Here is a 19,926-nt window from a genome sequence, read left to right as displayed (position 1 = left end):
GCTGCGTAGTAGCAGCTATCCACTGATCCCAGTGCTTTGAATTCCGCCACCACCTCGCTACCCCCTGTAACTCTCCCCCGCCGTTCGCTTAGGGCTATCCACGCAGAGGCGCAGTGCAGCAGTGTTGGAGTCGGCGATGAAGCATGGCCTAGTTGCTTGCTACCGCCGAACTATCCGGTACCGCCCCCAGCACCAGACCCACCCTCTCACACCCACTCAGTACCTATGCTCCTGTTAGCGCAACAGCACCCATGTGCGCACAAGAAAACCGGCAGCACCCCTTGGAACTGGGGATATGCTGCCGGCTACTCTGTTGCGTAGTTACTTCAGTTTGGTGGCAATCAGCTGGTTCACTACTGCCGGGTCGGCCTTGCCCCGCGTGGCCTTCATCACTGCGCCAACGATGGCGCCGGTGACCTTTTTGTTGCCTGCCTTGTATTTCTCCACGATGTCGGGGTTGGCGGCGAGGGCTTCGTCGACGGCCTTTTCGATGGCGCCATCATCGCGCACCACTTCCAGGCCACGCGAGGCCACAACTTCGGAGACGCTGCCCTCGCCGGCGAGCACACCGTCTACGGCCTGGCGGGCGAGTTTGTTGGTGAGTTTGCCCTCGTTGATCATGCCGACCACTTCAGCGACCTGCTCTGGGGTGATAGCAAGCTGCTCAAGATCAACATCGAGTTCATTGGCCTTTTGGGAGAGGTAGGACACCCACCAAGAACGAGCCTCGGCGGAGGTGGTGCCTGCCTCCATGGTGGCGACGATCAGATCGAGGGCACCGGCGTTGACCAGGTCGCGCATGGAGGCGTCGGAAAGCTCCCATTCCTGCTGCAGCCGAGCTTTACGCACCCAGGGAAGCTCCGGCAGGGTGGCGCGGATCTCCTCTACCCACTCGCGCGGAGCAAACACCGGCGGTAGGTCGGGATCGTTGAAGTAGCGGTAATCATCCGCGGTTTCTTTGCGGCGCCCTTGGGTGGTAGTGCCGTCGGTTTCTTGGTAGTGCCGGGTTTCCTGACGGATAGACCCACCTGCCTGCAGCACGGCGGCTTGGCGCTGCATCTCGAAGCGCACGGCCTGCTCGACAGATCGCACCGAGTTGATGTTTTTGGTCTCGGTACGGGTACCGAATTCACTCTGACCAATGGGGCGCAGCGACAGGTTAGCGTCGCACCGCATCGAGCCTTGGTCCATGCGCGCATCGGAGACCCCGAGGGACTTCACGAGATCCCGCAGGGAGGAGACATACGCGCGGGCCACCTCGGGGGTGCGCGCGCCGGCGCCCTCGATCGGCTTGGTTACGATCTCGATGAGCGGCACACCGGCACGGTTGCAGTCCACCAGCGACGAGGTTGCGCCCTGCAGGCGACCATCGGCGCCACCGAGGTGGGTGAGCTTCGCGGTGTCTTCCTCCATGTGGGCGCGTTCGATTTCAACGCGAAACACTTCGCCGTCATCGAGCACAACATCAAGATAGCCGTCATAGGCGATCGGCTCATCGTACTGCGAGATCTGGTAATTCTTCGGCTGGTCTGGGTAAAAGTAGTTCTTGCGCGCAAAGCGGGAGGACTCCGCAATCGAGCAATTCAACGCCAAACCAATTTTGATTGCCCATTCCACGCCCTTGGCGTTGACCACCGGCAACGCACCGGGAAGTCCCAGGCTCACCGGGTCCACATTCGAGTTCGGGGCGGCGCCGAAATGCGCGGAGCTCGCCGAGAACATCTTCGTCTCGGTAGAGAGCTCTACGTGCACCTCAAGCCCCATCACGGGATCGTAGGTGGCGAGAACATCCTCGAAGTCCATCAAGTCAAAATCCGCTTGCGTCATAGCACCCCATAATAGTTCATGGCCCGCATGGGGATATCCATGCGGGCCTGAATGCGAAACGGGTTTAACCAAAGAGCGCCTGAGCGGTGCGGTAGCGCCCCTCGGGCACGCTCTTGAGTTTGCCCACTGCTACATCGAGGTCCACCAGTTCGATGTGCTCACCGCGCAGAGCCACGGACTTACCAAAATCGCCGCTGTGGCAGGCGCGGGCCGCGTGCACGCCATAACGGGTAGCGAGAACGCGATCGAACGCAGTCGGGGTACCGCCGCGCTGGATATGGCCCAGCACAGTGGTGCGCACATCCTGGCCGAGACGCTTCTTGATCTCCTCGCCAATGACTTGGCCAATGCCATTGAAGGTCTTGTGACCAAACTGGTCTTCTTCGCCCTCGTTGAAGTCCATAGTGCCTTCCTTCGGCAGCGCACCCTCAGCGACAACGATAATGCCGTACTTCTCGCCCATCTGGAATCGACGCTCCATGCGCTTACAGATGTCGTTGATATCGAAGGGATGCTCGGGCACCACAATGTAGTGGGCACCACCGGCCATACCGGCGTGCAACGCAATCCACCCGACATGCCGGCCCATAACCTCCACGATCATCACACGATTGTGCGACTCGGCGGTGGTGTGCAGCCGGTCGATAGCGTCGGTGGCTACTGACACAGCAGTGTCGAAGCCGAAGGTGTAGTCAGTGCCGTTGACGTCATTATCAATGGTCTTCGGCACGCCCACCACCGGGATACCGTTATCGGACAGCCACTTGGCTCCCTTGAGGGTTCCCTCACCGCCGATCGGGATCAGGGCATCGATACCAGCGTCAGCAAGATTCGCCTTGACCTGGTCGATCCCATCGCGGAACTGGTTAGGGTGCAGGCGACCGGTACCCAAAATAGTGCCGCCGCGCAGCAGAATGCGGTCAATACTCTCATCGTCATAGAGCTGGGTGCGGCGATCCTCAAGCAGGCCCACCCAGCCATCTTGGTATCCCACCACCGTGGAACCATATTCGGCGGTCGCAGTACGAACAATACCGCGGATAACAGCATTCAGGCCGGGGCAGTCGCCACCAGAAGTAAGAGTCGCAATACGCATGCGCTTAAGTCTAGTCCTTATCCGTGCGTAATGCCCGATCGGACAGCCGTTTCTTCCGATTTCGGAAACGTGTATTTGCTTACACTCATCAACCCACAGATCATGGCCAGCATCGGCAGCGCCATCGCGAGTGCTTCACTCGTAGACAGCACCGCCCCCACCGCGGCGGCACCGATCACTGAACCAAGCTGACGCGTAGTGTTATAGACCCCCGAGCCCGCCCCAGATAGCTGCGGGGTCAGCTCTCGCATGGTGGCTACCGAATTTGGGGCCCAGACAAACGCGCTCGTCACGCCGAATAAAGTAATCGGGATCATCATGAGCAGCGGGGCGGCGTCGATAAGCATGAATACCGTCATGATGCCCAGCGCGATAACGCAGCCGCCGAAACCAATCACCGACATGGTGCGCGGGTGCACGCGATCGGACATGCGCCCAGTGATAGGGGCAAGCACGCAGGCGACCAACGCCATAGGAACCAGCAGGAGGCTGGCGGCTTGGGCATCCATGTCGTGCGTTGACTGCAAAAACATCATGATCGGTAACATCATCGAGTTCACGCAAAACCCCATCGTCGCAATCGAAAACGCCCCAATGGAAAAGTTCCGAAATCCGAAAATCTCCAGCGGCACCAGTGGGTCGCGACCCGCGCGGGCGGCACGGCGCTGCAGGACGATGAATGCTACTACGCAGCAGAGTGCGAACAGCAGCAACACCCATACGACTGCTGCGTAGTGTAGGGCGGGCCCCTGCTGCACCGCGAAGACGAACGCGCACACCCCCGCCATGCTGATCGCCACGCTTGCCACGTCGATGCGACGCGCCACCCGATCCAGCGACGGCACCCACGCCCACACCAGCACAATCGAGACCACCCCAATCGGGACGTTGATGAAAAAGATCCACTGCCAACCGAAACGGGACACCAGCACCCCGCCCAGCAGGGGCCCGGCGAGATTCGCCAGGCCCGCGACAGCGCCCCACACCCCCATGGCGGCGCCGCGCCGATCGCGCGGGAAGATGCGGTTGATCACGCTCATTGTCTGCGGAGTCAGCAGCGCCGCACCTATGCCCTGCACAGCGCGAGCAATGATCAGCGCATGAACCGACTGCGCCAGCCCACACGCCAGCGACGACAGCGTAAACACCGCCATGCCCACTATGTAGACCTCGCGCTGACCGAATCGATCCCCCAGCCTGCCCGTCACCAACAGCGGCACCGCAAAACACAGCAGATAACTGCTTGTCACCCACACCACCTGAGTCAGTGTCGCATCGAGCTGCTCGTAGAGCTGCGGGGTGGCCACCGCGACGATGGTCTGATCCAGCAGGATCATAAAAAACCCGATGCACAGCGCCGCCAGCGCCTTCCACTGCGGCCGCATACTCCTCTGCTCCTCGCCTTTCGACTCGCTCCGCTCGGCGCTTTCAGAATGCATGCTTATCGACGCCACCTCCCTGCCAGCTTCCTCCCCCGTACTCAGCGACGCCGCGTCACGGTCTCGACTAGGAAAACGAGGAGTAGACATGGCACGAGAGTCTACTCCGCTGCCGCGGCGTGCCCCACAGGCCGAGCTGGAAGGCTACGATGGCCGGTATGAATCTGAAAAAAGCTGAGCAGGTCAATACCGCCGCCATGGTCACCGTCGGATTGATCGGCGGATGGCTCACCGCTAGAGAAACTGAAATCCGCCCACTCGGCGGGGCGATCTTGGCTGCCGCCGGCGGCTATGCGGCCCGCAGCTGGTACGCCAAAAGCGGCGGAGTTGTGGCCGCCGGGCTGACCGGACTCTATGTGGCCGGATTTGGCCTCTCTCACCCGTTGGCCAAGAAGATCGGCGCTTGGCCTGCCGTGCTTTCTGTCACCGCAGCCTCTGCTGGCGCTGCTTGGGCACTCAACGACAAGGCCTAAACACCTCCGCGGCCTCAACCGCCGCGCTTGATCAAGCCGTGCCGCCGGCACCGGCTGCACATAGCTAGACCGCGCCGCGTCTGCGCACACTACCGCCCCGCCTGACCTATCGAGGTCAGGCGGGGCAATTTTTGTCCTAGCGGTATCTCGCTGATGAGGGTGTGCCGAGCTGGGACTCCAGGCGCGGCACCGAGTTCTGAGGCCATCAGGTGCACCCGATCAACGAGGAAACAGGGCCCCACATAACTAGTGAAATCGGCAGCAAGACCAGTGAGGACGGATTCGGCGTGCGGTGGCTGTTGGTGGCGTCGATCAACCTGCGGAGTTCGTGGGCATCTCGCCACGGTGAGATGCGGGCGCGGGTCATGCTCGGCCGTGGTACCCGGCAGGAGCGAGCGCTGCATGCATTCACTCATCGCGTGGCTGCCCTCGCCCACACCGATCCACAGACACCGCTGTTGAAAATGGCCCGCGCCCTGCAGTGCGAGGCGAAACGGCGCCACCGTGCTGAGCGACTCCGCCAGATAGCCGCTGATCTCCTCCACGGTGTTTAAGGGAATGCGGCCGTAAAACTGACAAGTGATGTGCCACGTATCTGATGACTGCCACCGCAGGCACGTGTCCGTAGTGCTACTACGCAACAGAGTTGCCAGGTGCTCTCTAGCAGCCATGGACGGATACACCGCGCTAAATACACGCAGGTTTGTCGAACTCAACGCAGCCGCCTCACCAGTGCTTTTAAGTCTCACAGCCGCTTGACCCACCCCACAATCTGGGCGGATAAACGCGGCTACGCTCCCCTTGCCCGGATCGCATAACTCTGATGCGTAGTCACGCAGCAAGGGGAGCAGATCATCACTTTAGGATCGCCCTGCTTCGAAGGCAGCGCCGACGGTGTAGAGGCGGTCGTCGCAGAAGGCCGGGGCCATCAGCTGCAGGCCTACGGGCAGGCCGCTGTCGGGGGCCATGCCGGCGGGCACGGACATGCCGGCGAGTCCTGCCAGGTTCAGCGGCAGGGTGAACAGGTCGAAGTTGTACATGGCGAGCGGGTCGTCGAGCTTCTCACCGAGGTTGAAGGCGGTGGTCGGTGTGACGGGGCCGGCGATGACGTCGACGCTGTCAAAGGCGCGGGCAAAATCGCGGGCGATCATGGTGCGCACGCGCTGGGCTTGCAGGTAGTAGGCGTCGTAGTAGCCGACTGAGAGCGTATAGGTGCCCAGGATGATGCGGCGCTTGACCTCGTCGCCGAAGCCGGCGGCGCGGGACATGGCCATCACGTCATTGGCGGAGTGGGAGCCATCGTCGCCGGTGCGTAGTCCGTAGCGCATGCCATCGAAGCGCGCCAGGTTGGAGGAGATCTCCGAGGTCTGGATCAGGTAGTAAGCATTGAGGGCGTGGTCGAAGCTGGGGCAGTCGACTTCGACGATGGTTGCGCCCTGCTGCTTGAGCTGCTCGAGGGAGGCGTCGATCGTTTCGAGTACGCCGGCCTGGTAGCCGTCGCGAATGAACTGCTTGGGGCAGCCCACGGTGATGCCACTGAGATCGCCGTGCGCGCCCTTTTTGGCCGCCTCGACTACAGGCGCCACCGGCTTGCGCACGGAGGTGGCGTCGAAGGGATCTTCACCGGCGATTACCTCGTGCAGCAAGGCGGTGTCGAGCACCGTGCGTGCAGCCGGGCCGCCCTGGTCGAGGGAGGAGGCGCAGGCGATCAGGCCGTATCGGGACACGGTGCCGTAGGTGGGCTTGACGCCGACGGTGTTGGTCAGTGCCGCAGGCTGGCGGATGGAACCACCGGTGTCGGTGCCGATCGCCAGCGGCGCCTGCAGCGAGGCCAATGCTGCCGCCGAGCCACCGCCGGATCCGCCGGGGGTGCGCTGGGTGTCGTAGGGGTTGCGGGTGAGCTTGTAGGCCGAGTTCTCGGTGGACGACCCCATGGCGAACTCATCCATGTTGGTCTTGCCGAGAATCGGGATGCCTGCCTCGCGCAGCTTGGCGGTCACGGTGGCATCGTAGGGGCTCATGTAGCCCTCGAGCATTTTCGACGCCGCCGTGGTGGGGGCATCGGTGGTGACGAAGACGTCCTTCAGGGCCACCGGCACACCGGCCAGCGGCGACGCCGGCTGCTCACCGCGGGCGATGGCCTCGTCCACTGCGTCGGCGGCAGCGCAGGCCTGCTCGGCGCCAACATAGAGAAACGCGCCGATCTCGTCATCGACCTCGTCGATGCGGTCGAGATAGGCCTGAGTAACCTCGCGGGAGGAGAGCTCACCGGAGTGGATCTTCTTAGCGAGTTCGGCGGCGCTGAGCGAGAGGAGTTCTACGCTCGATTCAACATAAGAGCTCATGTGGTCAGTATCCCTTCTCTATTCGCCCAAAATCCGCGGCACGGCGAAACGCTGCTCGGCCGAGTCGGGGGCCTGATCGAGTGCCTGTTCGGGGCTCAGCGAGCGCTTCACTACGTCCTCGCGCATCCCGGTGGACACCGAGTGCGGGTGGCTCATCGGCTCGACTCCGTCGGTGTCTACTTCCTGCACAGCCTCGACGTGATCAACGATGTTGATGATCTGCGTGCCGAGGTGATCGAGCTCCTCGTCGCTTAGGGCTAGCCGGGCGAGATCAGCCAGGTGGGCTACCTCGCTACGAGAAATATCAGCCACGGTGAATTCGTCCTCCTCTTAAGGGTTTCGCTGTAACTTCCCTAGCTTAACGTACGGCTACTACGCATCAGAGTGCGCCGTCCCGGTGCACCGGCGGATGCGGCATGCGCCCACCCCACCCGCTGACGCGTGGATCACAAAAGTCGCTACTATGAACGGTGTGTCCTACCTAATACGAGTCCTCCTGCCCGACGAACCCGGCAGTCTCGGCCTGCTTGCTGAGGCGATCGGAGTCATTGGCGGCAATATCCAATCGGTGGATGTTGTGCACCAATTCGACAGCGGCACCGTCATGGATGACATCGTGGTGGATCTGCCGACTGGCACGCTTCCAGACAGCATCGTCTCCGCCGCGCAGGAAATCCCCGGTGTGATCGTCGATTCGCTGCGCCCCTTCTCTGGCGTGGTTGATCGCCGCGGCCAGATCAGAATGCTGGCCGCTGTCGCCGAAAATTCCTCGCGCATCGATGTAGCTATGCAGGAGCTTGTCGACGTCATCCCCCGCACAATGACCTCTGGGTGGGCCATTGTGCTCGGGCCGGCTGGGCGCGTCGCCGCCTCCACCGCAGCCCCCGAAGACGACGGCAACCTTCCGGAGATCAACGTTCAGTCGGCGCGACTGCTCGATCCCGAGGAGGAAACATGGGTGCCCGAGCACTGGGCTCTCTTGGACGCCTCGCTGGCCGTGGTGCCGCTGGGGTCCACCGACTTGCTACTGGTGGTGGGCCGCCCCGGTGGACCGGACTTCCTCTCCAGCGAGGTGGAGCACCTCGGCAATGTGGGCCAGGTTATTGGCTCAATCCTAAAAGCTGCATAAAGCCGGCCTCGTCGAGGATGTCAAGGCCCAAGTCTCGGGCCTTGGTTTCCTTGGATCCAGCATTTTCCCCGACCACCACATAGGTGGTCTTTTTTGATACCGAGGATGCCGCCTTACCGCCGCGGGAGATGATGGCCTCCTTGGCTTCATCGCGGGTGAAGTTCTCGAGCGTGCCGGTCACCACGATGCTCATGCCGTCGAGTACCTGGGGCAGCTCGGCTGCAGCGGACGGCTCTTCCGTCATTCTCACTCCGCTGGCCGCCCACCGTTCAACGATGGCGCGGTGCCAGTCCACCTCCCACCAGTCGGCGATTGATTCCGCGATGGTGCGGCCTACCCCTTCGACTTCGGCAATCTCCTCCAGCGGAGCGTCGAAAAGCGCTGGGATGGATCCAAAATGCTGCGCGAGGGCGCGGGCGGCGGTGGGGCCAACATGCCTGATCGATAGGGCCACGAGTACCCGCCACAGCTCCACCGTCATGGAGGCGGCGAGATTATCCAGTAGCTTCTTCGCGCTGGCGTTAATCGCACCGGTGGAGGTGGTGTAGACCGCAGAGGCGCGCAGATCCTTTTCGCTGAGGTCAAACAGGCCGGCTTCGTCGCGGAGGATGCCCCGGTCGATGAGATCCTGGGCGCCCTTCTCGCCGAGGGCCTCAATATCGAAGGCGCTGCGCGAGGCAAGGTAGGACAATCGGCCGGTGAGCTGACCGCGGCAGGATCGGGTGTTGGGGCAGCGCCAGTCGGCGTCGTCGGTTTTAGCTGGGCGCAAGCGGGCGCCGCACTCGGGGCAGAGCGTGGGGAAAATGTAGTCTCGTTCGCTGCCGTCGCGAGTATCGGCCACCGGGCCGAGTACCTCCGGAATGATCTCCCCGGCTTTGCGGATCACCACTGTGTCGCCGATGAGGACTCCCTTACGGCGCACCTCTTCGGGATTGTGCAGGGTGGCCATACTCACCGTCGAGCCGGCGACGAACACCGGGTCCATCACCGCATACGGGGTGACCCGCCCAGTGCGGCCAACGCTCGCCCGAATATCAACGAGCGTGGTGGTTACCTCCTCCGGCGGATACTTGTAGGCGATCGCCCAGCGCGGCGCCCGAGAGGTGGCCCCGTAGTCGCGCTGCTGCTGAAGGTCATTGACCTTGACTACAAGGCCATCGAGTTCAAAGACGGCGTCGTGGCGATGCTTCTGCCAATACTCCACCTGCGAAATAATCTCGCTGACGCTTCCGGCCGTGGTGGTGTAGGCGGAGGTGGGCAAACCCCACGCAGTCATCGCCTCATAGGCCTCGTGCTGCGATGCCGGCGCGAAACCTTTTCGGGCGCCGATACCGTGGCAGATCATGCGCAACTTCCGGCGCCGCACCGCCGCGGTATCTTTTTGCCGCAGGCTACCCGCGGCAGCATTGCGCGGATTAGCGAAGGGCTTGCCGCCCTCATCGATGCGAGCAGCATTGACATCGGCGAAATCCTCGATGGCGATGAATACCTCGCCGCGGATCTCGACTAGCTCAGGCACTGGGTAATCCTTGCTGCCCTGCAGCTGGTGCGGGATGTCCTCGACCACCTTGGCGTTGGCGGTAATATCCTCCCCCACCCGGCCGTCGCCACGGGTGGCTGCCCGCTCGAGCTGTCCATTGCGATAGACCAGATCGATCGACAAGCCATCGATCTTCAGCTCAGTGAGATACTCCTCCGCAGAAGTGCGCTCCAGCCACGCCCTAAGCTCCTCGAGGGTGAAAACATTGTCCAGACTATAAAGCCGCTCCAAATGAGTGACATTAGCGAAGCTCGACGACTCCGCCACCGGCGCGCCCACCTGCAGCGTCGGCGAATCCGGCACCCGCAGCTCGGGATGCTCGGCCTCTAATTGCTCCAGCGCACGAAACAGCCGATCGAACTCGCCATCCGAGATCTCTGGCTGCTGGTTGTAGTACTTCTCGCGGTGATGGCGTACAGCCGTCGCTAGCTCGTCCCACTTTTTGCGCAGATCGTTCGTAGTCACGCCTCCACAGTCTAGCGTGTGTGAACCACCTCGATTTCTGGTGCTACTACGCATCAGAGTTCCGGCGAGGCGGCGTCGATAAGCATGCGGGGGCAGCTGCTACGAAGCCTTCACGACTCGTGTCCGGCACGCAGTTTAAGCTATGGAACTATGACTCACTTCGATCCGCAGAACATGCTCACCTTTGATCTGGAGACCACCACCAATGACCCTCTCGAGGCGTGCATCGTCACCTCGGCGCTGGTGTCCATCAAAGGCCGCGAGGTGGAGCCACTGGAGCTACTGGCCGATCCGGGCGTGCCCATCTCCGAGGAAGCGACGAAGGTCCACGGCATCAGCACGGAGTATGCGCGCGAGCACGGCCGCCCGCACGATGAGGTGCTGAGCGAGACGATCGAGCGTATCTACCGCGGCTGGTCCGAAGGCCAAAGCCTCGTGGTGTACAACGGCACCTTTGACCTGACGATTCTGCGGCAGCGCTCCCAAGACTTTGTGATTAAAGGATTGGTCTATGACCCGTATGTGATCGATAAGGCTAAGGATCCCTACCGCAAAGGGCGCCGCACGCTCGGCAGCCTGTGCGAGTTTTATGGGGTGCGGCTCGACAACGCGCACGAAGCAACCGCCGACGCCCTCGCCGCCGCACGCATCGCGTGGAAGCAGCTACGCATGTGGCCGGAGCTGGCCCAGATGGACGCCGATGAACTCATGGAACAGCAGGCCGTGTGGTACTACGAGTCGCAATCAAGCCTGAAAAAATACTTCGAAAGCCGCGGCAAGGACTCCACCAGCGTGAGCACCGTGTGGCCGATGCGCGGCTAAACCTTGACCTACCCCGCCGGCACTGCACGGTGCGCGGCGGCACCTAGAGAATAATGGCCGCCGCAATCACGGCGAGAAAAATAACAGAAACGGCTATGCCCACCACGGTGCTGGTGCGATCATCACCAGTGAAATCCGGCAGGCCGTATTTGTTCTTCGGCAGCGACTCCGGATCCAGCTCCTCGCCTCCGACTGGGCTCACGACGGTTCTCCTTGGATCAGCCTGAAATAGATGCGCTGCCAATCCTAGCTCACTTCCCGAATGCTACTACGCATCAGAGTTTTCGCGTGCCATCACAGCGCTGATCGACGCCCACCCACCCAGCGCAGCCGGCGCCGCCAAGGCACAACCCCGCGCCCACACCACCCGGTATGGCGCAGCGCGAGCCAGGAGGAATCTGCTTAAAGATCCCCCGCATCCCGGGTGAGCATGTCACTGACTACTCGGGCCACCGCCAGCTGCCCGGCAGCGCCAAGCAGATCGCCGTGGCTGAGATCTTCTGCGGGCGCAATATCCACCGAGTCGGTGAGAACGCTGCGCGCCAGCGCTAGCTCGTCAATGATCCCGGCGACTTCCTGGGCCCTACTACGGGGGCATTCCCCCAGATCATCGACGCGATCGTCGCTACGCACCAGCTTCAGGCCGAGGCTTGTGCCCTGTTCGATGGCCTCAGCAACCGCATCCTTGGTAGGCGAATCCCAGCCGCTGGGGCTACTGAGAATAGCGTCGTGCGCCATGCCTAGGCGGACGTGATCCGGGGTGAGCTTGGGCACGTGCAGGATGCGTCGATCCGCGCTGGCCCCGAGTGCACCCAACGCGGGGGCGAGCTCCTCCCGATGTAGCGCCGGGATGGGATCCAGCGTGGTTGCGGGGGTGAGCGTTCCGCGCACAATGGGCTCGAGAAGCGGCTCGTCGATCTGCAGCCACACTGATGCGTAGTAGCGCTTGCGGATGTCGGCGATGTGGCGGGCGATTCCCTCGTTGAGGCTGGCATGGAGATCACGGAGGGCACCGGGATCGCGGAGGAGAAGCTGGCCGTTGCTGAGTTCGATCGAGGCGGCAAGGGACCATGGGCCTATGATCTGTTGTTTGATCACGCCGCCGACGGTGGTGCCCCAGCAGGATTCGAGTTCGTCGAGATCGCGTTCGGTGCGATCAAGGGTGCGTCGGCTCGCGATTTGGGGGCGGGCATCCATGCGCCACGAGCGGGGCCCGCGGGAAAATGCAAGCCCCTCGAGCAGGCTGGCGGTGCGGCCGATGGCGTCCGAGCCGAGGCCTCGTTGGGGAAGTTGGGGGATGGCGCGATGCTCGCCGGTTTCGCCTTCGATGACAGAGGCGGCGTCGATAAGCGAAAGCCCGGGCATGGGGCCGACGGCGTAGGCGACCATTAGCGGGCCGTTCCGCAGATGGTGCCGGAGCCGAGCACGATGTCTCCGCCTGGGTCGGGCAGGTAGAGCACTGCGGCCTGGCCGCGCGCCACCCCGCTCAACGACTCGCGCAAGTCGAGAACGAGACGATCCGCCTCGCGGTCTACCTGCGCCCGAGCGGCAACCACGCCCCCGTGGGCGCGCACCTGGACCTCGCAGTCGAACTCGCCTTGCATGTCCGGATGAAGCACCTTCACCCGATCAGCCTCGATGCGGGTGACGGTCAGCGCTTCGCGGGGGCCGACCACGACCGTGCCCGTGGAGGCATCGATGTCGGTGACGTAGCGCGGACGCCCATCCGCGGCCGGGGCCTTAATGTCTAGGCCCTTGCGCTGGCCAATGGTGTACTCGTGCACGCCGGAATGCTGGCGCAATACCTGGCCTTCCTGATCCACGATTGCCCCTGGACGCAAGCCAATGTGCTTGCCCAAAAACGCCTGGGTGTTGCCATCGGGGATGAAGCAGATGTCATAGGAATCCGGTTTGGAGGCCACGGCGAATCCCATTTCTTGGGCCTCTTCGCGGATCTGCGGCTTGGGTGTATCGCCCACCGGGAACATGCAGCGCTTGATCTCCTCGATACCCAACACCCCCAGCACATAGGACTGATCCTTGTCTGGGTCGACGGAGCGGCGCAGATAGCCGTCGCCGCCATCGTCCGGCTGAGCCAGTTGTGCGTAGTGGCCGGTAACTACGGCATCGAATCCGAGCGCCACACCCCGCTCGAGCAAGGCCCGAAACTTGATTTTTTCATTGCAGCGCAGGCACGGGTTGGGGGTTTCTCCGGCGGCATAGGACTCCACGAAATCATCGATGACGTCCTCTTTGAACCTGTCCGAGAAGTCCCACACGTAAAACGGGATGCCGAGTTTGTCGCACACCCGGCGCGCATCCGCCGAGTCCTCCAATGAGCAACATCCGCGGGAGGATTCGCGCACCGACTGGGGATCGCGTGACAACGCCAAGTGCACGCCAATCACCTCATGCCCTGCCCGGACTGCCCGAGCAGCAGCCACCGCAGAATCCACCCCACCGCTCATCGCTGCGAGAACTCGCATGCCCGATCTCCTCTCTGCTGCACTCCCCCGCGCCGCGGTGTCGGCACGTCGCGGACTATCTAGCCGTAGCCCACCACGGTCGTGGCGCCATGGTGAAACGAGGCCTCATCCTAACAGGCGTGCGGCAGAAGATGTAGATCTGCTACTACGCAGCAGAGTTTGACCAGTGTCCACAAGCCTCAAGGTGGTGCTGGCACAACTGGTGTCTATGCCGCATCCCCATCGCTTTGTGGGCGCTTGATCGACGCCCACGTGCCCCGACAAGATCTGCGGACGGGCCTCATCTGACTCTGCTGTCCTATATATAAGGAAACGCCTCGCACGCGACTGTCTCGAACCTCAGTAGCCCGCGAAGCGGGATTGGACACGCGGTAGTGCGGCTAGAGCAGCCACTGTTGTTTCATCAGCCCGATCACGTGCTGCGCAAGTCCTCGGGCTTGACCAATCTGGCGAACGCCATGGACGGCGTTGAGGGCAACGGCGCCGTCATAATCCGATAGCCGGTGAATATGCTCGCGCTTCCAGCCGAGCTCCGGCAGCTCTGCGCTTAACAGCTCCACGGTGGTGCTGGGAAGAATGTCTGAGGCAGCAGGGATGGCCACCTGGCTGCCCTGGATGACTGCCAAGGACCAAAAGGATCCCTCGGTAAGTTCGCCGCTGTCCGGGCTGCGGAAGAGGACGTCATCGAAACCGCGGTCGCGGGCGTGGCTGATGAGCTCTCGGACGGGTTCAATATCGGTGTGTTTCTCTGTTGCGTAGTAGCGCCTGTAGCTCACCTCCTCTACTCGGGCGATCGGCGCCCCGCAGTGGGCTGGCATCGGCCGAGTGGTGACGTCGAGGGTGTCATGATAGGCGGTGATTCTAATGACGCACGGGCCGCTGGGCAGGGCGGTGAGATGGGGGTGGAGGGTGGCGTCGAGAAGCGCACGGGGCATGTCGAGGCAGCTACCGAGGGCGCGGGCGTCGCGTTGGAGGCGGCGAAGATGCAGTTCCCATCCACGAACTGGGCGGGTGTTGAGGAAGGTGGTGAAGTGACCGTGTGGGGTGGGGCTCATGATCCTCCTTGCGCGCAGTGGGGAGATGAGAATCCATAGTAATAAGCCGCCGGTGAGCGGGGGCGGGGGCCGCGGCGCGGAGAGGGTGCTTCTAGGATTAGGGGCCATGAAGGTGCTGCTGGTCGATAATGTCGATTCGTTTACATACAACCTCGTTGACTACCTCCATCGTTTGGGCGCGAGCGTCACTGTAGTGCGCAATAGCGCCCCGCTGCCTTCGGTCGATGATGTGGACGCGATCGTCATATCCCCGGGCCCTGGCAGCCCGCACGATCCGCAGGCGCTGGGATCATCCGCCGCTGCGCTGCGCCTAGCCGCCGAGAGGAGTATCCCGTTGCTGGGGATTTGCCTAGGGGCGCAGGCGATGGCAGCGATGGCCGGCGGCGAGGTGAGCCGCGCCCCGGAGCCGATGCACGGGAGGGTGGCGTCGATAAGCCACAGTGGGCGTGCTTTGTTTAGAGACGTCGAGGCCGACTGCGTGGCAACTCGGTATCATTCCCTGGCGATCACGCGGCTGCCCGACTGTTTCGAGGTGCTCGCGCGCTCCCACGACGGGGTGATTCAGGCGATCGCGCACCGCAGCCTGCCGCAGTGGGGCGTGCAATTTCACCCCGAGTCGATTCGCACCGATGCGGGGTTGAAGATTCTCGATAACTTCCTGCATCTCGCTGCCGAGCACACGGGGGCGCAGGTGCAGATTCACACCTTTGATCATCTCGTTGATGAGGTTGAGCTGTACCGCGTCATTCGTCAGCGCTCACGCTACTACGCATCAGCCTCAATGTGGCTCAGCTCGGCGCAGGATCGCTTCAGCTATATCGGTATCGGCTCCCAGGTGGAGTCCTTTGGCTTCGATGGCCCACGCACCCAACCCAGCGTCCATATCGATCGCGACGCCCCTGAGCTGGGATCTTTCCGGCTCGGCTGGGTGGGGTATTTCACCTACGACACGGACACCCACGATCCTGACGCGGCCAGCCTCACGCCGAGTAGCACCGATCCGGCCAGCCAGTGGATGTGGGTGGACTGTTGCGTAGTAGTAGATCGCGCGCAGGCACGCATGCACCTTGTATCCCGAGGCAATCACGATCAATCGCTTATCGACGCCATCTCCGCCCTCCCCGCCGAGCAGCACACCGCGTCCTCAGCGCCTCCCACACGCCCAGCGGTGACACTGCTCTCCCCGGCGCGCATCCGCGATGACCGGGCACGCTATCTAGATAAGATCTCCCACGCGCAGCAGCACATACGCCAAGGAAACACCTATGAGGTGTGTCTGACCACCCAGCTGCATGCGGAGGCGACGTTCGATGTGTGCCAGGCCTTCGATTATCTCCGCCGCCATCACCCGGTGCCCTATTCGGCGCTGCTCGAATTTCCCGATGTGCAGATCCTGTCCTGCTCACCGGAAAAGATGCTCAGCATCGACGCCACGGGGCGGGCTGTGTCAAAACCCATCAAGGGAACCCGCCGTCGCGATAGCGACCCTGCCATCGATCGAGCGCTCGCGCAGCAGCTGCACACTGAAAAGGAACAGGCGGAAAACTTGATGATCGTGGACCTGGTGCGCAATGATCTCACCCGTCACTGCCAACCAGGATCGATCACGGTGGATAAGCTCTTCGATGTGGAAACATATCCGAGCGTGCATCAGTTAGTGTCGACTGTCTCTGGGCTACTACGCAACAGAGAAGATGCGCTCACTCTCGTGCGGGATTGCTTTCCGGGCGGCTCCATGACGGGCGCGCCCAAGGTGGCAACAATGCGGATCCTGGACGAGCTCGAAGGAGAAGCTCGGGGCATCTATTCGGGCGCGCTCGGCTATCTCAGTAGCGATGGCGCCATCGATCTGGCAATGGTGATCCGCTCCTTTGTGCTCCGCGGCTCAGAGGTGAGCTTCGGCGTGGGCGGCGCCATCACCGCGCTCTCGGAGCCCGAGGCCGAATGGGAGGAAATCGCGGTAAAGTCTCAGCTGTTCTTAGACTTGCTAGGGGTGGAATTTCCGGGTTCCACGGCGGGGGATTCCCAGCGGCAAGCGCATCCCTCCCCTAGGTTCCCGCCGCCAGCTGGAGCCTATGCCACCACCTCAGCTCAGTAACGTTCGTCTTCGCTGTACTTCATTTTTTTGACAAGGATTATTGTGATGTCACCTCGTCGTCCCCGCCGTGGATCGCAGCCATCTGGCAGCACTCTAGCGCTTGCCGGTAGCTATGAGCTCAGCCATGGCACGGCAGAGCTGCAGTACGATCACGGCTGGTGGCTCTATATAGACGGACATCCCTCTTCACATGTGAAAATTGGCGAGCCAGGCTATCTCGCTTTCGAGTACATGCGTTGGATTGCGGCCTGCGTCGACAAGCATGTGCAGGCGCATCTGGATCCGCAGCGGCTACGCATTACGCACTTGGGTGGAGGGGGCTGCTCCTTGCCGCGCTACTTCGCGCACTCCTATCCGCGCTCGCGCAACACGGTGGTGGAATATGATGCGCTGCTGGCCGAGCGGGTTCGACAGTGGTTCGATATCCCGCGCGCGCCGCAGGTGAAGATACGCGTGGGCGAGGCCGCCGCGACCGTATCGACCTTTCGGCCCGATTCCCGCGACGTGATCATCCGGGACTGCTTCGCCGGCGGCACAGTTCCCGCCCCACTGACCCAACCGGAGTTTGTCGAGCATGTACGCGGCAGTCTCACCGAGGACGGCATCTATCTTGCCAACACCTCGGGCACGGTCCACACAGAACGCCACGTACTGGCCACCTTCTTCGCCCACACCGGCATCATCGCCCCGGCTGCAGTATTGAAGTCCGGCTCGGCGCGCACCGCGAACGCGGTATTGGTGGCTTCGCAGCGGCCGCTGCCCGCCCCAGATGTACTACGCAGCAGCGTTGTACCGGCGCGGTGCGATTTCACTTAAGCACCGCGCGCCGCTACATCCACACCGCAACGCAGCCTATGAGCGCACAAGCTCGCGTGCTTCTTCATCGGTGAGCATGGCCTCTTCGAAAGCCCGCAGAGCGGCGCGGTGATCGAAGTTCACCCCGATGAGCACGACTTCATTGGACGGTGCCACCCCAGCATTCGCCCAAGGCGCAGCCGGCTGGATGGTGAGGTTGGGCCCAGCCTGGCTCCACACATGAGCCATCTCGAGGCGGTCGGCCAGCCAGCAGTGGCCTTTGGAACGGACCAATCCAGTTGTGCTGCGTAGTGCTTTGACCAAACGCTCACGATCGAAAGGGCGATCGCCGCGGAACACAACGGAGGATATGCCGTATTCCTCGGTTTCAGGCGTGTGCGGATTGGCGAGTTCCTCCGTGTAGCCCTGGTAGGTCGCGGCGGTCTGGACATCATAGAGCGAGGAGTCGAGGATCGCTTCGGCGGCGATCTCGCCGTGGGTGACGGGCACGATCCGGGCCCGCGGGTTCATAGCCCGCACGGCGTCGATGGTGGCCCCGGTGGCGGCGTCGCCGGCGATATCGGTTTTAGTGATGAGGACAAGATCGGCGAACTCGGTTTGCTCCACGAGCAGGTCGGCAATGGTGCGCTCGTCGTGTTCATCGAAGCTGGCCCCGCGCTGAAGTTGGGTGATGAAGGTGGAGGCGTCTACGAGAGTGACCATCGAGTTGATGGGGGCCACGTCGCACAGGCGGGTGCCGTCCTCGAAGGTCCACTCGAAGGTGGCGGCCACGGGCATCGGCTCGGAGATTCCCGTGGATTCGATGATGATGTGGTCAAAACGCTGGGAGCGCGCTAGCTCGCCGACGCTATCGACGAGATCCTCGCGCAGCGTGCAGCAGATGCAGCCATTGGACAGCTCCACGAAGCGCTCCTCCCCGCGCTGGAGGTGGCTGCCGTTGGCGATGAGGTCGGCGTCGATATTGATCTCGGAGAAGTCATTGACGATCACCGCGATCCTGCGCTCACGGGCGTCGCGCAGCAGGTGGTTCAGCAGCGTGGTTTTTCCGGCTCCGAGGAAACCGGACAGCACAGTCACAGGGGTCGTGGCAGCAGGTGTGATAGGTGAACTCATGGTCCACCACCCTACACTATTGGAAACAAATTCCATTAACGGCCCGTGGGCGGCGCTCTCGCCTAGCCACGCCAGCCTCGTCCATCAGCACATTCCAGCGAGGCGCGCCATCTCCACGATCCGCGGAAACTCCTGCACCACCCGCTCAACATCCTCCTGCGTAGTGTCTCGGCCAAGCGAAAAACGCACCGCCGAACGCGCATCCGCCTCCGAAACCCCCATCGCCAGCAGTACCTCACTGGCGCGATTGACCCCAGCCGCGCATGCCGAACCAGTCGCACACTCGATTCCCGCGCTATCCGCCAGCATGATCAAGCTATCGCCCTCCGCGCCGGGCACACTCAGATGCACATGCCCAGGCAGCACACGCTGGCCCCGACCATGCACGATCACAGTGTCGATCTGTTGCGCAAGGCTGCTGCGTAGTTGCTCACTCAGCGCCTCTAGGCGCTGCTTTTCGACGCTCATCTCCGCGCACGCCTCCCGCAAAGCGACAGCGGTAGCCACAGCACCGGCCACGTCCACCGTCCCAGGGCGGATACCGCGTTGCTGCCCTCCGCCGTGCAGGATCGGACTCGGCACCGGCGATCGGCGCGCCAGCAGCAGCCCCACCCCGCGCGGCCCGCCAAACTTGTGGGCACTGGCCGCCACGGTATGTGCGCCCAGCTCACGGAAACTCACCGGAATATGCCCCACCGCTTGCACGGCGTCGATATGCACCGGAGTGTTCGTTGCCGCGGCAGCCTCCACGAGAGCATCCACCGGCTGCACCACGCCCGTTTCGTTATTGGCCAGCATCATCGTGGCCACCGAGTGGGCCGAGCCGAGCACCTCGCGGATAGAATCAGGGTCCACCGCCCCATCGGCGCCCACCCTGAAGTAGTCACACCCCAAGCGCGATACCACTTCGCGCACGGCCGGGTGCTCAATCGGGCTGCTCGCTACGGGCAGATCAGGCTTGGCTGCGGCGAAGCCCGCAACGGCAAGATTGTCTGCCTCAGTGCCGGAGGAGGTAAACACCACCTCGATGGGTTCGCAGTCCAGACACTCCGCGATCGTCTCGCGCGCCTCGGAGACCAAGGCGTTCGCCTCCCGACCGGAGCGATACTGCCCGCCGGGATTGAGCGCCGATGAAGTCTCGATCCACGCCTCACGGGCGCAGGGGCGCAGCGGTGCTGTTGCTGCGTAGTCCATATAGATTCGCGTCATTGTTTCCTCACCC

At 62.7% G+C, this 19,926-nt stretch carries 18 protein-coding genes; 5 read left to right on the top strand and 13 right to left on the bottom strand.

All coding sequences use genetic code 11. The features are described from left to right. Positions 1-321: 321 nt before the first annotated feature. The 3 genes from gatB to CCICO_RS04860 all read right to left on the bottom strand — a co-directional run bounded on the left by gatB (position 322) and on the right by CCICO_RS04860 (position 4,452). Positions 322-1,827, bottom strand: coding sequence for an Asp-tRNA(Asn)/Glu-tRNA(Gln) amidotransferase subunit GatB (gene gatB, locus CCICO_RS04870; RefSeq protein ID WP_018019958.1), 1,506 nt, complete (start codon positions 1,825-1,827; stop codon positions 322-324). A gap of 64 nt (positions 1,828-1,891) precedes the next feature. Continuing rightward, positions 1,892-2,923 carry a 6-phosphofructokinase gene (locus CCICO_RS04865; protein ID WP_018019959.1) on the bottom strand — a complete coding sequence of 344 codons (1,032 nt, stop codon included), beginning with the start codon at positions 2,921-2,923 and terminating at the stop codon, positions 1,892-1,894. Between the two features lie 17 nt (positions 2,924-2,940). Then, positions 2,941-4,452: a DHA2 family efflux MFS transporter permease subunit gene (locus tag CCICO_RS04860; protein ID WP_244264000.1), complete on the bottom strand. Its 1,512-nt coding sequence runs from the start codon at positions 4,450-4,452 to the stop codon at positions 2,941-2,943. Positions 4,453-4,511: 59 nt separating this feature from the next. On the opposite strand from CCICO_RS04860, the gene CCICO_RS04855 reads away from it, so the two are divergent. Continuing rightward, entirely contained in the window at positions 4,512-4,835 is a 324-nt protein-coding gene (locus tag CCICO_RS04855; RefSeq protein ID WP_018019961.1) for a hypothetical protein, read from the top strand. A gap of 89 nt (positions 4,836-4,924) precedes the next feature. Here CCICO_RS04855 and thpR read toward each other — a convergent pair whose 3' ends face one another. From thpR to gatC, 3 genes are all read right to left on the bottom strand, one after another. Then, on the bottom strand, positions 4,925-5,584 hold the full coding sequence (gene thpR, locus CCICO_RS11380; protein WP_363324758.1) for an RNA 2',3'-cyclic phosphodiesterase: 660 nt from the start codon (positions 5,582-5,584) through the stop codon (positions 4,925-4,927). A 111-nt stretch (positions 5,585-5,695) separates the two neighbouring features. Further along, a complete protein-coding gene (gatA, locus tag CCICO_RS04850) occupies positions 5,696-7,180 on the bottom strand; it encodes an Asp-tRNA(Asn)/Glu-tRNA(Gln) amidotransferase subunit GatA (protein ID WP_018019963.1) in 1,485 nt (494 codons plus the stop codon). 18 nt (positions 7,181-7,198) lie between these two features. Beyond that, positions 7,199-7,492: an Asp-tRNA(Asn)/Glu-tRNA(Gln) amidotransferase subunit GatC gene (gene gatC, locus CCICO_RS04845; protein WP_018019964.1), complete on the bottom strand. Its 294-nt coding sequence runs from the start codon at positions 7,490-7,492 to the stop codon at positions 7,199-7,201. Between the two features lie 160 nt (positions 7,493-7,652). On the opposite strand from gatC, the gene CCICO_RS04840 reads away from it, so the two are divergent. Then, positions 7,653-8,309, top strand: a complete 657-nt coding sequence (locus tag CCICO_RS04840; protein ID WP_026161490.1) for an ACT domain-containing protein — start codon at positions 7,653-7,655, stop codon at positions 8,307-8,309. Here the strand turns inward: CCICO_RS04840 and ligA are convergent. Then, positions 8,281-10,368 (bottom strand): NAD-dependent DNA ligase LigA, encoded by a 2,088-nt coding sequence (gene ligA / locus CCICO_RS04835; protein WP_051067264.1) that lies wholly within the window; start codon positions 10,366-10,368, stop codon positions 8,281-8,283. The two genes, CCICO_RS04840 and ligA, sit on opposite strands and share 29 nt — an antisense overlap. Positions 10,369-10,464: 96 nt before the next feature. On the opposite strand from ligA, the gene CCICO_RS04830 reads away from it, so the two are divergent. Further along, positions 10,465-11,136: a 3'-5' exonuclease gene (locus tag CCICO_RS04830; RefSeq protein WP_018019967.1), complete on the top strand. Its 672-nt coding sequence runs from the start codon at positions 10,465-10,467 to the stop codon at positions 11,134-11,136. A 43-nt stretch (positions 11,137-11,179) separates the two neighbouring features. Here CCICO_RS04830 and CCICO_RS04825 read toward each other — a convergent pair whose 3' ends face one another. The 4 genes from CCICO_RS04825 to CCICO_RS04810 all read right to left on the bottom strand — a co-directional run bounded on the left by CCICO_RS04825 (position 11,180) and on the right by CCICO_RS04810 (position 14,677). Beyond that, complete coding sequence (locus tag CCICO_RS04825) at positions 11,180-11,338, bottom strand: hypothetical protein (protein WP_018019968.1); 159 nt, start codon at positions 11,336-11,338, stop codon at positions 11,180-11,182. A gap of 200 nt (positions 11,339-11,538) precedes the next feature. After that, entirely contained in the window at positions 11,539-12,525 is a 987-nt protein-coding gene (locus CCICO_RS04820) for a uroporphyrinogen decarboxylase/cobalamine-independent methonine synthase family protein (RefSeq protein ID WP_018019969.1), read from the bottom strand. Then, the gene (mnmA, locus tag CCICO_RS04815) at positions 12,525-13,622 is read right to left on the bottom strand and encodes a tRNA 2-thiouridine(34) synthase MnmA (RefSeq protein WP_018019970.1); all 1,098 of its coding nucleotides are present in this window, start codon (positions 13,620-13,622) and stop codon (positions 12,525-12,527) included. Before mnmA ends, CCICO_RS04820 begins: the two co-directional genes overlap by 1 nt. Before the next feature lie 380 nt (positions 13,623-14,002). Further along, positions 14,003-14,677, bottom strand: a complete 675-nt coding sequence (locus tag CCICO_RS04810) for an aminotransferase class IV (protein ID WP_018019971.1) — start codon at positions 14,675-14,677, stop codon at positions 14,003-14,005. A gap of 106 nt (positions 14,678-14,783) precedes the next feature. Here CCICO_RS04810 and CCICO_RS04805 point away from each other — a divergent pair, with 106 nt between their 5' ends. Then, positions 14,784-16,775, top strand: coding sequence for a chorismate-binding protein (locus tag CCICO_RS04805; RefSeq protein WP_018019972.1), 1,992 nt, complete (start codon positions 14,784-14,786; stop codon positions 16,773-16,775). Between the two features lie 45 nt (positions 16,776-16,820). Beyond that, on the top strand, positions 16,821-17,591 hold the full coding sequence (locus tag CCICO_RS04800; RefSeq protein ID WP_018019973.1) for a spermidine synthase: 771 nt from the start codon (positions 16,821-16,823) through the stop codon (positions 17,589-17,591). Between the two features lie 36 nt (positions 17,592-17,627). On the opposite strand, the gene CCICO_RS04795 is transcribed toward CCICO_RS04800, so the two are convergent. Then, positions 17,628-18,704 (bottom strand): GTP-binding protein, encoded by a 1,077-nt coding sequence (locus tag CCICO_RS04795; protein ID WP_018019974.1) that lies wholly within the window; start codon positions 18,702-18,704, stop codon positions 17,628-17,630. A gap of 84 nt (positions 18,705-18,788) precedes the next feature. Next, positions 18,789-19,913: a cysteine desulfurase family protein gene (locus CCICO_RS04790; RefSeq protein ID WP_018019975.1), complete on the bottom strand. Its 1,125-nt coding sequence runs from the start codon at positions 19,911-19,913 to the stop codon at positions 18,789-18,791. Positions 19,914-19,926: the final 13 nt, after the last annotated feature.

The organism is Corynebacterium ciconiae DSM 44920 (genome assembly GCF_030440575.1).
Classification (GTDB): Bacteria; Actinomycetota; Actinomycetes; order Mycobacteriales; family Mycobacteriaceae; genus Corynebacterium; species Corynebacterium ciconiae.
This window is presented reverse-complemented; position numbering and strand designations above follow the sequence as displayed.